Source organism: Amycolatopsis sp. NPDC048633 (assembly GCF_040650695.1).
Taxonomy (GTDB): Bacteria; Actinomycetota; Actinomycetes; order Mycobacteriales; family Pseudonocardiaceae; genus Amycolatopsis.
This window is the reverse complement of sequence record NZ_JBEZHS010000074.1, coordinates 1-13,824: the sequence shown is the minus strand read 5'-3', so window position 1 is coordinate 13,824 and position 13,824 is coordinate 1. Positions and strand designations below refer to the sequence as shown.

The 13,824-nt window shown below is 71.6% G+C and carries 15 protein-coding genes; 9 read left to right on the top strand and 6 right to left on the bottom strand.

The genetic code is table 11. The features are described from left to right. Positions 1-66 precede the first annotated feature (66 nt). Positions 67-987 carry a DMT family transporter gene (locus tag AB0C38_RS48950; protein WP_360688440.1) on the bottom strand — a complete coding sequence of 307 codons (921 nt, stop codon included), beginning with the start codon at positions 985-987 and terminating at the stop codon, positions 67-69. Between the two features lie 98 nt (positions 988-1,085). Between AB0C38_RS48950 and AB0C38_RS48945 the strand changes: the two genes are divergently transcribed. After that, positions 1,086-1,931, top strand: coding sequence for a DUF3626 domain-containing protein (locus tag AB0C38_RS48945; RefSeq protein ID WP_360688437.1), 846 nt, complete (start codon positions 1,086-1,088; stop codon positions 1,929-1,931). Here AB0C38_RS48945 and AB0C38_RS48940 read toward each other — a convergent pair. Both AB0C38_RS48940 and AB0C38_RS48935 read right to left on the bottom strand, forming a co-directional pair. Continuing rightward, positions 1,908-2,783 (bottom strand): TIGR03620 family F420-dependent LLM class oxidoreductase, encoded by an 876-nt coding sequence (locus AB0C38_RS48940; RefSeq protein WP_360688443.1) that lies wholly within the window; start codon positions 2,781-2,783, stop codon positions 1,908-1,910. The genes AB0C38_RS48945 and AB0C38_RS48940 overlap by 24 nt on opposite strands. Positions 2,784-2,870: 87 nt before the next feature. Beyond that, positions 2,871-3,209 (bottom strand): metalloregulator ArsR/SmtB family transcription factor, encoded by a 339-nt coding sequence (locus tag AB0C38_RS48935; RefSeq protein WP_360688434.1) that lies wholly within the window; start codon positions 3,207-3,209, stop codon positions 2,871-2,873. A gap of 47 nt (positions 3,210-3,256) precedes the next feature. Between AB0C38_RS48935 and AB0C38_RS48930 the strand changes: the two genes are divergently transcribed. From AB0C38_RS48930 to AB0C38_RS48920, 3 genes are read left to right on the top strand one after another with little or no spacing between them, the layout of a single operon-like run. Further along, a complete protein-coding gene (locus AB0C38_RS48930; RefSeq protein ID WP_360688431.1) occupies positions 3,257-3,595 on the top strand; it encodes a hypothetical protein in 339 nt (112 codons plus the stop codon). Further along, on the top strand, positions 3,592-4,533 hold the full coding sequence (locus tag AB0C38_RS48925; RefSeq protein ID WP_360688428.1) for an aldo/keto reductase: 942 nt from the start codon (positions 3,592-3,594) through the stop codon (positions 4,531-4,533). The genes AB0C38_RS48930 and AB0C38_RS48925 overlap by 4 nt, the downstream gene beginning before the upstream one ends. A 52-nt stretch (positions 4,534-4,585) precedes the next feature. Continuing rightward, on the top strand, positions 4,586-5,191 hold the full coding sequence (locus AB0C38_RS48920; protein WP_360688425.1) for a hypothetical protein: 606 nt from the start codon (positions 4,586-4,588) through the stop codon (positions 5,189-5,191). Here the strand turns inward: AB0C38_RS48920 and AB0C38_RS48915 are convergent. Further along, positions 5,182-5,700, bottom strand: a complete 519-nt coding sequence (locus AB0C38_RS48915; RefSeq protein ID WP_360688422.1) for an NUDIX domain-containing protein — start codon at positions 5,698-5,700, stop codon at positions 5,182-5,184. The genes AB0C38_RS48920 and AB0C38_RS48915 overlap by 10 nt on opposite strands. A 42-nt stretch (positions 5,701-5,742) precedes the next feature. Here AB0C38_RS48915 and dop point away from each other — a divergent pair, with 42 nt between their 5' ends. From dop to prcA, 4 genes are all read left to right on the top strand, one after another. Beyond that, entirely contained in the window at positions 5,743-7,245 is a 1,503-nt protein-coding gene (gene dop, locus AB0C38_RS48910) for a depupylase/deamidase Dop (RefSeq protein WP_360688419.1), read from the top strand. An 86-nt stretch (positions 7,246-7,331) separates the two neighbouring features. Beyond that, positions 7,332-7,526, top strand: coding sequence for a ubiquitin-like protein Pup (locus tag AB0C38_RS48905; protein ID WP_013226725.1), 195 nt, complete (start codon positions 7,332-7,334; stop codon positions 7,524-7,526). 148 nt (positions 7,527-7,674) lie between these two features. Beyond that, entirely contained in the window at positions 7,675-8,529 is an 855-nt protein-coding gene (prcB, locus tag AB0C38_RS48900) for a proteasome subunit beta (RefSeq protein ID WP_360688416.1), read from the top strand. A gap of 54 nt (positions 8,530-8,583) precedes the next feature. Further along, the gene (prcA, locus tag AB0C38_RS48895) at positions 8,584-9,393 is read left to right on the top strand and encodes a proteasome subunit alpha (protein ID WP_360688413.1); all 810 of its coding nucleotides are present in this window, start codon (positions 8,584-8,586) and stop codon (positions 9,391-9,393) included. A gap of 74 nt (positions 9,394-9,467) precedes the next feature. Here the strand turns inward: prcA and AB0C38_RS48890 are convergent, their stop codons facing one another. Together AB0C38_RS48890 and AB0C38_RS48885 are read right to left on the bottom strand one after the other, a co-directional pair. Next, positions 9,468-10,655, bottom strand: coding sequence for an alpha/beta hydrolase-fold protein (locus tag AB0C38_RS48890; protein ID WP_360688410.1), 1,188 nt, complete (start codon positions 10,653-10,655; stop codon positions 9,468-9,470). Between the two features lie 103 nt (positions 10,656-10,758). After that, a complete protein-coding gene (locus AB0C38_RS48885) occupies positions 10,759-12,243 on the bottom strand; it encodes a phosphatase PAP2 family protein (protein WP_360688407.1) in 1,485 nt (494 codons plus the stop codon). A 143-nt stretch (positions 12,244-12,386) separates the two neighbouring features. Between AB0C38_RS48885 and pafA the strand changes: the two genes are divergently transcribed. Further along, positions 12,387-13,745 carry a Pup--protein ligase gene (gene pafA / locus AB0C38_RS48880; protein WP_360688404.1) on the top strand — a complete coding sequence of 453 codons (1,359 nt, stop codon included), beginning with the start codon at positions 12,387-12,389 and terminating at the stop codon, positions 13,743-13,745. Positions 13,746-13,824: the final 79 nt, after the last annotated feature.

Sequence of the window (13,824 nt, the reverse complement as noted above, 5' to 3'; positions counted from 1 at the left end):
TGTGAATTAATGTGGTCTGCTATGAAGGTCGGGGGGGGCCGGGCGCCCCCCCCCCCACCGGCGTGTCTAGCGGCGGACGAGCTCGGCTTCGGTCGTGCGGCGTGGCCGCAGGCGTCCGTGGGCCGCGAGGATGCCCAGCACCACCAGGAGCGCGCCGGCCGGCTGGTTCCAGCTCACCGGTTCGCCCAGCACGAGCACGCCGAGCAGGACCCCGACCACCGGTGTGAGGTAGGTCACCGCCGAGGCGTTCGCCGCGCCCCAGGCCGCGATGATGCGGACGTTCCAGACATACGCGATTCCCGTGCCGAAAACGCCAAGCGCCACCATGCTCGCCACCACCGCGAAGTCCAGGTGGACCGGTGTCGCCGCGACCGCCGGGGCCAGCAGGCCGAGAATCACTGTCGCCGAGCCCGTCTGACCGAACGCGACGACGACCGGGTCCGCTCCGCGCGGGGAGACGAACCGGCGCATGTAGACGAAACACGCGCCGTAGCACGTCGTGGCGCCGAGGCAGGCGAGCTGCGCGGTCAGCTGGTGCGAGACGTCGACGCCGTGCCACACCCCGACGATCGTGAGCACGCCGAGAAAACCGAGTGACAGGCCGAGCACGCGCGGCGGCGTGAAGCGCTCCTCCGGCAGTGCCGCGGCGGCCAGCAGCATCGTGATGAGCGGCGTCGTCGCGTTGAAGATACTGGCCAAACCGGACGAAATGTACTGTTCCGCCCACGAGAACAGCAGGAACGGCACCACGCACAACAGCACCGAAACGACCACGAGGTGGCCCCACAGCACGGGATCCCGGGGGAGCGGGCGCCGGCGCAGGACCAGCACGACGGCCAGCGCGAGCGCGCCCAAAGCGACCCGCGCGAGGGCGACCTGGCCGGGGGATAGCCCGCCCAGGCCCACCTTGATGAAGAGAAAACTCGCGCCCCAGACGACGGCCAGCAGCGCGAACCGCACCGTGACCCCGAATCCACCCGACCTCATGGGCGCAGTCAAGCTCGCGGACCGGCCGCGGGGCCAGCGGTTTTCGGACCCCTCAATTTCGTATAACGACCTATACGTCTCGGGTTAGGATGCCGCTCATGGCTTGGGGGACGCAACCGTGGCACCGAGCGGTCGACCACGTCGCGAGCCGCGTGGCGGGGCCGCCGCTGCCCGGCGACCTGGACGTCACCGTGCACTTCCACCCGGACCGCCTGGTCGGGGAGGTGCCGTTGCTGCGGCACCTCGTCACGGACGGCGTGTACCGCTCCCAGTTCGAGACGGGCACGAGCAACGGCGGGCTGACCGCGTACCCCGGCGGTGACCGCTGGCGCTGGGAGCACCGCATCTTCGGCGGTGCCTACGACGACCTGCCGCCGTCGGCCCGGCCCAAGTACGGCTCGCTCAACTACCGCCGCCGTCCGGCGGGCGGCTCCGTCCGGTTCGGCTCGTCCCACCTGCGGCTGAAGCGGGAAGTGCTCGCGCGCACGACGTTCTGCTACCCGGACAGCTTCTGGGAGCCGGAGAACTTCGGGACCGCGGAGCGCATGCCGTTGCTGCCGCTCGCCGAGGCGGACGTGCTGGACGAGCTCGACGACCACATCGAAGCCCACGTGCACGGCCCGCTCCGGCTCGCGACGGACGTCGAGGCGCTTGTGCTGGACCCGGCGTTCCGCGGCACCAAGGTCGAGGCGGCGGCCGCCGAGCTGCCGTTCCCGACGACCTGGCACCACGGGTTCCGGTTGCCGGTCGAGGTCCTGGCCGAACACGCCGGCTTCCGGGGCGAGGACGTCGTGCGGGCCGGCAAGGAGATCGCCCAGGACGGCCGGCTCGACGCGTGCGTCATCGGCGACGCCGTCCGCGCCGGCCGGCACGACCCCCAGGTGCTCAAGCGCGTCTGGCACTGCACCGCGCGGTTCGGGCTACGCGGCGACGCCGGCGGGTAGCAGCGCCTCGGCCAGCCGGCGCCAGTGCGGCATGGCCGACGTGCCCGGTTCGACGCCGACCACCTGGATGCCGACGTGGTCGGCGCCGGCGTGGAGGTGGGCCTGCAGCTTGCCGGTGATCGTGTCGAGGTCGCCCCAGAACACCAGGTCGTCGACGAGCCGGTCGCTGCCGCGGCCGCCGTCGAGGTCCGCTTCGGTGTAGCCGAGCCGCCGGAACTTCGCGACGTTGTACTGCGAGGTGAGGTACATGTGCAGGTGGTTACGGGCGATTTCCCGCGCCTTGGCCGCGTCGGTTTCGAAGAGCACGGCGTGCTCGACGCCGAGGAACGGGCCGGCGCCGAGGATGTCCCGCGCCTGGGCGGTGTGCTCCGGCGTCACGTGGTAGGTGTGCGCGCCCGCCGACCGGTCCCGGGCCAGCTCCAGCATCTTCGGGCCGTACGCGGCGAGCAGGCGCCGGACCGGCGTCCGTGGCTCGGGGTTGGCGCTCGTGATGGTGTCCAGGGCGTCGAGGTAGTCGTTCATCGCCCGCAGCGGCTTCGCGCCGGGCTCTCCGGCGCCGAAGCCGAGGCCGAGCAGGTGCCGGTCCGGGTAGGCGTCGGCGAGCAGCAGGGCCGCGCCGCGGGTCCAGCGCGGCCCGCGCGACCGGATCTGCGCGATCCCGTTGACGACGGTGAGGCGTTCGGTGGCCGCCAGCAGGAACCCGGCGTGGGTCAGGGCCTCCCGGCCGTTGCTTTCCGGGATCCAGACCGCCGGCCAGCCGAGCTCTTCCAGCTCCTGCACCGAGTCCCCGATCAGGCCGGCCGGCTGGTCCTCGAAGTCGAACGTCCAGATCCCGTAGCGGCCGAGCCGCATGTTCTCGATCATGCCCATAAATCGAAGTATCGCAGAATCACGATATGAGTCAACCGGCTGCCCCCGCGGCAGGGCAGGGGGGAGTGGTCAGAGGGTATGACCGAGCACGGTCACGAACTCGGCGATCCGGGCTTCGTCTCGCTTGTAGTGCGTCCACTTGCCGACGCGGGTCGCGCGCACCAGGCCCGCGCGCTGCAGCTCCGCCATGTACGCCGAGACGGTCGACTGCGCGAGTCCCGTCTTCTCCTGGATGTGGCTCACGCACACGCCGACCTCGACCGGGTCGGCGATGGCTCGCTCCACGGGGAAGTGTCGCTCGGGTTCCCGCAGCCACTGCAGCACCTGCAGCCGCACGGGGTTCGCGAGCGCTTTGAAGACGTCGAGCAGCTGCCCGGCGTCCGGCTGGGATTCGGTGCGTGTCGTCATGGCTGGTACCGAGTATATCGACGTATAACGACCTATACTCACCGGCTGTGAGCGAAGAAACCCGCCGGCCCCGCGCGCCGATCACCGAAACCGACGTCCTGGCCTGGCTGGAGACGACGGCCGCCGCCGTCCAGGCGGGGGAGATGAGCGCCCAGGAGCTCATCGACATCCTGGGGGAGCTGCGCCGCGCCTCCGCCGCCTGTGCCGACGCATCCGACTGGGCCCTGCTCGCCGCCCGTGAAGGGGGTGCGAGCCTCCGCCAGATCGCGCCGGTCTTCGGCAAGGGGTACGTCCGGGCCCCGGCCGCGCGCCTCGAGAAGCTCCACCGCCAGGCCCAGAACTCCGACCAGTGGCTGGCGATCCTCCGGCACAAGCAGACGGCATGACGGCGTCCGTGGACCGCGTCGCGCTCGGCCTGGCCGCGCTGGGCCGGCCCGCCTACATCAACCTGGGCCGTGACGGCGCGCTGCCGCCGGAACGGGACGTCGAGTCCATGCGCGCCGCGACCTTCGCGGTGCTCGACGACGCCTACGCCGCGGGGGTCCGGCACGTCGACGTCGCCCGGTCCTACGGGCGCTCCGAGGAGTTCCTGGCCGGCTGGCTCGCCGAGCGGGAGCACGCCGACGTCGAGGTCTCCAGCAAGTGGGGCTACGCGTACGTGGGGGACTGGCGGCTCGACGCCGGCGTGCACGAGGTGAAGGAGCACTCGGCGGCGCGGTTCGCCGCGCAGTGGGCGGAAACCCTGGCGCTGCTGGGGGACCGGGTCGGCCTGTACCAGGTGCATTCGCTCACTGTGGACAGTCCGCTGTTCACCGACGAGCCGCTGGTCGAGGCGCTGGCGGAGCTTTCCGCGAACGGCGTCGCGGTCGGGTTCTCGACGTCCGGGCCGGCGCAGGCGGCCGCGATCGAGCGGGCCTTCGCGCTGGAAGTGGCCGGGCGGCCGGTGTTCTCGGCGGTGCAGTCGACGTGGAACGTCCTGGAACGGTCCGCCGGGCCGGCGCTGGCCGCGGCGCACGCGGCCGGGAAGCGCGTGCTGGTCAAGGAAACCCTGGCCAACGGCCGGCTCGCGGTCGAAGCGCCGAAGGTCGTCCGCGACATCGCGGCGGCGCACGGGATCGGCCCGGACGCGGTCGCCGTCGCCGCGGTGCTGGCGCGGGAGTGGGCCGGCACGGCCGTCCTCGGCCCGGCGAGCCCGGCGCAGCTCGCGGCCAACCTGCTGGCCACCACGCTGTCGTTGAGCACGGACGAGGACGCCGCGCTGGCCGGTCTCGCGGAGGATCCGGAGGAGTACTGGCGACACCGGTCCTCCTTGGCGTGGGACTGAGCCGCTGCACTACCCTTCGCAGGCACCCGAGGACGGTAGGAGGCCGGAGCAAGTGCGTCATCGGCAGGTGGTCGCCCTGGCCGCGGTCGCGTTCGTCGGCCTCACCGGCTGCGACGGGCCCGACCCGAACAACCTCGAGACGTACTACGACGACCCGGCTCCCACGTCGGCGCCGGTCTCGGTCACCGAAGCGCCGGTGAGCCCCGCGAAGGCGGCCCCGGCGCCGGCGCCGGACTTGGGTCTGCTCGCGGAGCGGGCGTTGCTGTCCGATGCGGACGTCGCCGAGGAAGGCGTGCTGCCGGGCTCGAGCGAGGCGTCGGGGTGCCTGACCGGCAGCTTGTCGGCGAGCAGCCGGACGGCGTCGTGGCACTACCCCAGCGGTTCGGTGCTGCGCCACCGCGTCGCGGCGTACCCGGACGAGGCGGCCGCGGAGGCCGTGGCGGCCGCGGACTGCGCGGGCAAGACGGTGAGCGTCCCGGCGCAGGCGGGCGTCGACCGGCAGCAGGCCTGGTGCGAAGGCAAGACGTGCACGGTGTTGCTGGCGAAGGGGAAGCTCGTGTCCGGGCTGACCGTCTCGGCGAGCACCGAGACGCGGGCCGTGGACGCGGCCAAGCGGCTGCTGCCCGCGATGGCGGCGAAGCTCGCGGCTCAGCCGTAGCGGCGGAACCATTCCTGGACGCCTTCGCGGCCGTCGGGGATGAAGGGAAGCTCGGGTGCCGGGTCGTCGACCCAGGCGCGGAGGTCGTCCAGGGGGAGCCAGCGGCCTTCGACGATCTCTTCGGCCTGGTGGCGGATCGGGCCGTCCCAGCGGACCTCGAAAGCGAAGTTGTGGCAGCGGTTGCGGCCGTCGTCGTAGACCTTGGTGAACAGCGGAACGGGTTCCACCCCGTGGACGCCGAGCTCTTCGGCCAGTTCGCGGCGGGCGCATTCGGCCGGTGACTCGCCCGCGGCGACCACGCCGCCGGCCCAGCAGTCCCAGGTCGACGGGAACACGTCCTTCACCGCGGTGCGCAGGTGCACGTAGACGGCGCTTCCGTCACCCGAACGGACCAGCACGACGCCGGCGGCGTGCCACAGGCCCTCGGCGCGGAGGCGGCTCCGGAGCGTCGAGCCGACGACGGAGCCGGCCTGGTCATAGAGGGCAACGAGTTCGTCACTGCCTGGCATGGGTGCATCGTTCCACTAGGCCCACCCCGTAGGGTGGTGGACATGCGGCGGATCATGGGAACCGAAGTCGAGTACGGCATCTCGGTGCCGGGCGACGCGACGGCGAACCCGGTACTCACCTCGACCCAGGTCGTGCTGGCCTACGCGGCCGCGGCCGACATCCCGCGTGCGCGCCGGGCCCGGTGGGACTACGAGGTGGAGTCCCCCTTGCGGGACGCGCGCGGGTTCGACCTGACCGGCCCCGGCGGGCCGGGGCACGACCCGGACGTCGAGGACCTGGGCGCGGCGAACGTCATCCTGACCAACGGCGCGCGGCTGTACGTCGACCACGCGCACCCGGAGTACTCGGCACCCGAGGTGACGAACGCGCGCGACGCGGTCATCTGGGACAAGGCCGGCGAGCGGGTGATGGAGGAGGCCGCGCTCAAGGCGGCGTCCGTGCCCGGTCAGCCGCAGCTCCAGCTGTACAAGAACAACGTCGACGGCAAGGGCGCCAGCTACGGCACGCACGAGAACTACCTGTGCGCGCGCTCGACGCCGTTCACCGCGATCATCGCCGGGCTGACGCCGTTCTTCGTGTCGCGGCAGGTGGTGACCGGCTCGGGCCGGGTCGGGATCGGCCAGCAGAGCGAAGAGGCCGGGTTCCAGCTCTCCCAGCGTGCGGACTACATCGAGGTCGAGGTCGGCCTGGAGACGACGCTGAAGCGCGGGATCATCAACACCCGGGACGAGCCGCACGCGGACGCGGACAAGTACCGGCGGCTGCACGTCATCATCGGCGACGCGAACATGTCGGAGTACTCGACGTACCTGAAGGTCGGGACGACGGCGCTGATCCTGGACCTCATCGAGTCCGGGATCCGGTTCGACGACCTGAAGCTGGACGAGCCGGTCAAGGCGGTCCACCAGATCAGCCACGACCCGACGCTGAAGGCGCAGGTGGCGCTGGCGAACGGGAAGAAGTACACCGGGCTGGACCTGCAGTTCGCCTACCACGAGATCGCCTCGCAGAACCTGGAGCGCACGGACGCGGACCAGGCGTCCAAGGAGGTCCTGCGGGTCTGGGGCGAGGTCCTGGACGCGCTGGCGCGCGACCCGCAGGAGTGCGCGGACCGGCTGGACTGGCCGGCGAAGCTGCGGCTGCTCGAGGGCTACCGGCAGCGGGACAACCTGGCCTGGGGCGCGCCGCGGCTGCGGCTGGTCGACCTGCAGTACTCGGACGTGCGGCTGGCGAAGGGCCTGTACAACCGGCTCGTCACGCGCGGGTCCATGAAGCGGCTGGTGTCGGAGGAAGAGGTGCTGGCCGCGGTGACGACGCCGCCGTCGGACACGCGGGCCTACTTCCGGGGCCGGGCGCTGGAGAAGTACGCGACGTCGATCGCGGCCGCGTCGTGGGATTCGGTCATCTTCGACGTCGGCAAGGAGTCCCTGGTCCGGATCCCGACGCTGGAGCCGCTGCGGGGGACCAAGGCGCACGTCGGCAAGCTGCTCGACGAGTCGGCGACGGCCGAAGACCTGGTGGAGGCGCTCACCGGTTCGGACTAGGCGGGACGCACCAGCGATCGCGGCGTGACCCCGAATGTCGGGGCCGCTGGGTAGGCTAGGAAACATCAGCCACACCGGGAGGCGAGATGGCCCAGGAAAAGATCGAAAAGCACGGCGGCGGCGACTCTGACGAAGAGTTCGACGACACCGGCGCGGCGGGTCAGGAGCGGCGCGAGAAGCTCGGCGAGGACGTCGACACCATCCTCGACGAGATCGACGACGTGCTGGAGGAGAACGCCGAGGACTTCGTCCGGGCCTATGTGCAGAAGGGCGGCGAGTAGCCGCTCGGGGGCGCTGCGCCCCAGCCGACCGTTCAGCCGGCGGCCGGGGTTCCGCGTGGTGGTGACCGTGGCCCGGGTGGGCCGGGGGACGCCGGGCGCGCGGGACTCGGGTTCGCCTGGCCCGCACAGATGGGATTTTTGAGCACGTATGGACAACACCAGGGGCATCTCGGGTCCCGCGCTGCCGGCCGCGTACTTCTCGTCGGCGACGTCGTCGTTTTCGGACTTCTTGCGGGTACAGGCGCCGGAACTGCTTCCGGAGCGGCGGGTGGGCAACGGCATCGCGGATCTGGGCGTGCCGCACGGGACGACGATCGTCGCCTGCACGTTCGCGGGCGGGGTGCTGATCGCGGGTGACCGGCGGGCGACGTCGGGGAACCTGATCGCGAGCCGGGACATCGAGAAGGTGCACGTCACCGACGAGTACTCGGCCGTGGGGATCGCGGGCACGGCCGGGCTGGCCGTGGAGATGGTGCGGCTGTACGCCGTGGAGCTGGCGCACTACGAGAAGATCGAGGGCGTTTCGCTGTCGCTGGACGGCAAGACGAACAAGCTGGCCGGGATGGTCAAGGGCAACCTCGAGATGGCGATGGCCGGGCTGGCGGCGATCCCGTTGTTCGTGGGCTACGACCTCGAGGCCGAGGACGCCAAGCACGCCGGGCGGATCGTCTCGTACGACGCCGCGGGCGGACGGTACGAGGAGAACGGCGGCTACGCGGGGATCGGCTCGGGTTCGCTGTTCGCGAAATCCGCGCTGAAGAAGCTGCACGACCCGGACGCCGACGTCGAGGGCGCGGTCCGCGTCGCGGTCGAGGCGCTGTACGACGCGGCCGACGACGACACCGCGTCGGGCGGCCCGGACCTGGTGCGGCGGATCTTCCCGAGCGTCGTCACGATCACCGCGGAGCGCGGGGCCGTGCAGCTGCCGGAGCCGGAGACCGCGGCCGTCGCGGAAGCCGTGGTGGCGGGGCGGATCGAGCGCCACCAGAGCCGGCTCTCCTGATCGCGGGGCCGGACCAGTGAACGTTGGAACACCGAAAGACCTGGAGCGCACACCGTGACGATGCCGTTGTATGCCTCTCCCGAGCAGCTGATGCGGGAGCGTTCCGAGCTGGCGCGCAAGGGCATCGCGCGCGGCCGGAGCGTGGTGGTGCTGAAGTACGCGGGCGGCGTGCTGTTCGTGGCGGAGAACCCGTCGGCCACGCTGCACAAGATGTCCGAGATCTACGACCGGATCGGGTTCGCCGCGGTCGGGCGCTACAGCGAGTTCGAGAACCTGCGCGTGGCGGGGATCCGGCACGCGGACCTGAAGGGCTACCAGTACGACCGGCGTGACGTGAGCGCGCGGGCGCTGGCGAACGCCTACGCGGCGACGCTGGGCAGCATCTTCACCGAGCAGCTGAAGCCGTTCGAGGTCGAGGTCTGCGTGGCGGAGGTCGGGGCGAGCTCGGCGGAGGACCAGCTGTACCGGCTGACCTACGACGGGTCGATCTTCGACGAGCCGCAGTACATCGTGATGGGCGGCCAGAACGAGAAGATCGCGGCGAAGCTGAAGGAGACGTTCGAGGACGGCCTGGACCTGCAAGGGGCCCTGGGGGTGGCGGTGGCCGCGCTGAGGACGCCGGTCCAGCCGTCGACGGCCTCGTCCTCGTCGGCGGGTTCTTCTTCGACCTCGTCTTCGGCGGCGAGCTCGTCGCCGAACGGCAACGGCGAGACCGACCCGCCGATCAAGCTGGAGGTGGCGGTCCTGGACCGCGACCGCCCGCGGCGCGCGTTCCGCCGCCTGACGGGCACGGCGCTGGACTCGCTGCTGCCGGTGCCGGACCCGCAGGGGGACGAGCCGGAGGCGAAGCCGGAAGGCGAGTAGTACTTCGCGAAGGCGGGGGCGTGGTCGAGGACCGCGCCCCCGCCTTCGTCATGTGTGCCCCGGGCAACCCGGTTTCAGGACGTCGCGGGCGGGGTCCGGAAGTTCTGGTCGGCGAAGGCGAGCAGGTACGGCAGCGTCGCCCGGGCCGTGTGCCAGGTGTGGTTGAAGCCGCGTTCGGCGTGGACGATCGCCTCCTGGCCGCGGGCGTGGAGGGCGTCCGCGATCCGGTGGGCCGTCGTGACGTCGGTGGGTGCGCCGGTGCCGACCGCGAGCATCACCGAGATCGGCGCGGGGAAGGTCATCGCCGGCAGGTAGCGGCGTGGGGTGTTGGCGGCGATCGCGGCCCGGTTGCCGTCGAGGACGCCGACGGAGTCGTTGAGGTCGTCGTAGGGGAGGGCGATGAGCAGGGTGGCGAACTCGTCCACGTGGTGCAGGCCGATGTTGAGCGCCCCGAAGCCGCCGCCGGACATGCCGCCCAGTGCCCGGTGGCCGCGGTCGGCGAGGGTGCGGTAGCGCTGGTCGGTCGCCGGCACCACCGTGCGAGCCAGGTACGTCTCCAGCTGCGGGCCGCCGGGGACGTCGAGGCATTCCCAGTCCGTGGCCGGGTTGCCGGCGGTCAGGTCGACGCTGACCACGATCATCGGCTCGATCACGCCCGCGCGCTGCAGGGCGAGCAACGTACCCGGGGCGTCACCTGAGGTCAGCCAGTCGCGGGGACCGCCGAACGGGTAGCCGTGGATCAGGTAGACGACGGGGTAGCGACGGGCCGCGTTCGCGTCGTAACCGGGCGGCAGCACGACGTAGTTGCTGCCGGACGGGATGCCGTGCGCGGGGTCGGGCAGGTTCATGACGTCGATGCGCTGGCCGGCGGCCGCGGTGCCCGCGCTCGGGTGCGGTGTGGACGGTGCTTCCTTGCCGTCGTCGAGCAGGCGGCCGGCGAGGTTGACGACGCCGGGGCCGCGTTGCAGCAGGCGCGCGAGGTCGTCGGAGGTGCGCACGTAACCGACGTAGCTGTTCAGGGCAGTGACTGCCGCGAGCAGCAGCAGGACGCCGAAGGCGGTGAAGCCCCATCGGCGCATCCGGCGCCGGTGCCACAACGCGACGACAGCGGCGAGGACGGCGACGGCGGCCGAGGCGAGGGCGAGCCAGATGAGCGGGGACTCGAAGGGGCCGAGGTCGCGGGCCCGCGCGGTGATGTCGCCGGGCAGCACCGGGTCGGTGGCGGCCCGGTGGACGCCGCTCGCCAGGCCGTGCCCGCCCATTCGATCCCCGCTCGTCCCCTGGCCGCGGGCAGGGTCGCCCGCATCTCGATCAAGACGCTAGCCAGGGGACGCTGTGGGTTCGTTGAGTAAAAGTAAAGCATTCTTAAAGACGGTAGATGGTCAGGGCGCTCGGACGGGACCGGAAGCGGAACCGGTTGCCGAGCGGGCCGACCTCGCCGTCGGTGGCGACGCGGCGGTGGCCGTCCAGCAGCTCGACGTCCAGCTCGGCCACGTCGAGCTCCTGGTAGACGTGGCTCGCCGCCAGGCTGCGGGTGACCATCGCCAGCAGGAACCGGGCCCGCGAGTAGGGCAGGTCGGCACGCAGGTAGCGGACGTCGAGCAGGCCGGTGTCGAGCGCGGGCCGCCGGCTGGGCGCGAAGCCCTTCGGCGCGTACGTGCCGTTGCCGACGAACAGCAGCCAGACCTGGGTGAGCTTGCCGTTGAGCCGCACGGTCAGCGGCTTGGCGTGCCGCAGCGACCGGGTCAGCGCGATCGCGGCCGAAGGCCACTTGGGGTGCTTCTCCTGCAGCTTCTCGCGCAGCCGGACCATCTCCGGGTAACCGCCGAGGCTGGCGGTGTTGACGAACCAGCGGTGCGCCGTATCGCCGTCCGGCTCGTGGATTTCGACCTCGCCGAGGTCGATGCCGACGGCGTTGCCGCGCTCGGTCGCGGCGTCCGCGTCGGGCATGGAGCTGACGCCGACGTCGCGGGCGAAGTGGTTGAGCGTGCCCGCCGGGATCAGCGCGAGCGGCAGGTCGCGCTCCGCGGCGACGGCGGCGACCGCGGCCACGGTGCCGTCACCGCCCGCGACGCCGAGGGCACGGACCGTCCCGCGGGCGTCGATCTCGCTTTCGAGCTGGGCGATCAGGTCCTGGCCGGGGTCCGGGTAGAGGATCTCGGCCTTGGGCCAGGCGTGCCGGGCGTCCTCGGTGGGGTCCTGGCCGTCGATCCCGGACTTCGGGTTGACCAGCACCAGCATGTCGTCGCCGTCGACCATCTCGGGCGCGTCCGCGTCGTGGGCGGAGCGGCCCGGGACGTCGTCGTGCAGCGGCCACCAGTGCCGGGTCACCAGGCCCACGCCGACCCCGATGCTCAGGCCGACACCGACGTCGGAGGGCCAGTGGACGCCGGTGTGGACGCGGGAGTAGGCGACGGCCAGCGCGAGCGGCGCCACGGCCAGACCGGCGCGCGGCGACTCCATCGCCACCGCCGTCGCGAAGGCCGCCGCGGACGCCGAGTGGCCGGACGGGAACGACGACGACGTCGGGCGTTTCCGCAGGCGGCGGTGCATGGGCACCTCCTCCTCGGCCGGGCGGCGGCGGGGGAACAGCGGCTTGCCGAGCAGGTTCGCCGCGGCGCTGGCCCCGGCGATCGCGACGACCCCGCGCAGCGCGCCGCGGCGGGTGGCGCCCTTCCGGGTGGCCAGGAGCCCGGCGACCACCCACCAGAGCCGGGACTTGTTCGCCGATCTCGACAGCGCCATCAGCGCGTCGTCGGCCCTCGAGGCCGGCAACGCGGCACTGCGCCGCATCAGCTTGCGATCGGTCCGGCCGACCCGCCGGAAGGCCCGGATGAGCTGGTGCGACAAAGGGTCCGCCTTTCGCGTGACGTCAAGGGCAATGCTCCAATCGTGCCTGAATCGGGGAGTTTTCACCGTCTGTGGCACACCGGGGGCGTGTCGACGCCCGAACGGCGCACCGTCGAAGGGGGTCCAGCGCCTACTCTGGTGGCATGCAGCGGCGGATCTTTGGCATCGAGACCGAGTTCGGGGTCACGTGCACCTTCCACGGCCAGCGCAGGCTCTCGCCCGACGAGGTGGCGCGCTACCTCTTCCGGCGGGTCGTCTCGTGGGGTCGTTCTTCGAACGTTTTCCTGTCCAACGGCTCCCGGCTCTACCTGGACGTCGGCTCGCACCCCGAGTACGCGACGGCCGAGTGCGACGACCTGGTCCAGCTGGTCACGCACGACAAGGCCGGGGAGCGCATCCTCGAGGACCTGCTGGTCGACGCCGAGCGGCGGCTGGCCGACGAGGGCATCGGCGGCGACATCTTCCTGTTCAAGAACAACACCGACTCGGCGGGCAACTCCTACGGCTGTCACGAGAACTACCTGGTGACCCGCGCGGGTGAGTTCTCCCGGATCGCCGACGTGCTGCTGCCGTTCCTGGTGACCCGGCAGTTGATCTGCGGCGCGGGCAAGGTGCTGCAGACCCCGCGCGGCGCGGTCTACTGCCTCTCCCAGCGTGCGGAACACATCTGGGAGGGCGTCTCGAGCGCGACGACCCGCTCGCGGCCCATCATCAACACCCGCGACGAGCCGCACGCCGACGCCGAGCGCTACCGGCGGCTGCACGTCATCGTCGGCGACTCGAACATGGCCGAGCCGACGACCATGCTCAAGGTCGGCTCGGCGAACCTCGTGCTCGAGATGATCGAGGCCGGCGTCCAGTTCCGCGACTTCACCCTCGACAACCCGATCCGGGCGATCCGCGAGATCAGCCACGACCTCACCGGCCGCCGCCAGGTGCGCCTCGCCGGTGGTCGCGAGGCGTCGGCCCTCGACATCCAGCGCGAGTACCACGCCCGCGCCGTCCAGCACCTCAAGGACAACGGCACCACCCCGGCGAACGAGCGCGTCATCGAGCTCTGGGGCCGCGCGCTGGACGCCGTCGAGCAGCAGGACTTCAGCAAGATCGACACCGAGATCGACTGGGCGATCAAGCACCGGCTGGTCGAGCGCTACCGGCACAAGCACGACATGGACCTGTCCAGCCCGCGCATCGCGCAGCTCGACCTCGCCTACCACGACATCCGCCGTGGCCGGGGCATCTTCGACCTGCTCCAGCGCAAGGGCCTGGTCCGCCGGGTCACCGACGACGGCGAGATCGAGGCGGCCAAGGACACCCCGCCCCAGACGACCCGGGCGAAGCTGCGCGGCGACTTCATCGCCGCCGCCCAGGCCGCGGGGCGCGACTTCACGGTCGACTGGGTGCACCTGAAGCTGAACGACCAGGCCCAGCGCACGGTCCTGTGCAAGGACCCGTTCCGCTCGGTCGACGAGCGCGTGGAACGCCTGATCAGCTCGCTGTAGCCCAACGCCGTGGAGGCCTCCTTACCGGCTCTATTGTCCCGGACTGTTGGCCCCCCGGGGGTTGTGACAAACCACAAGA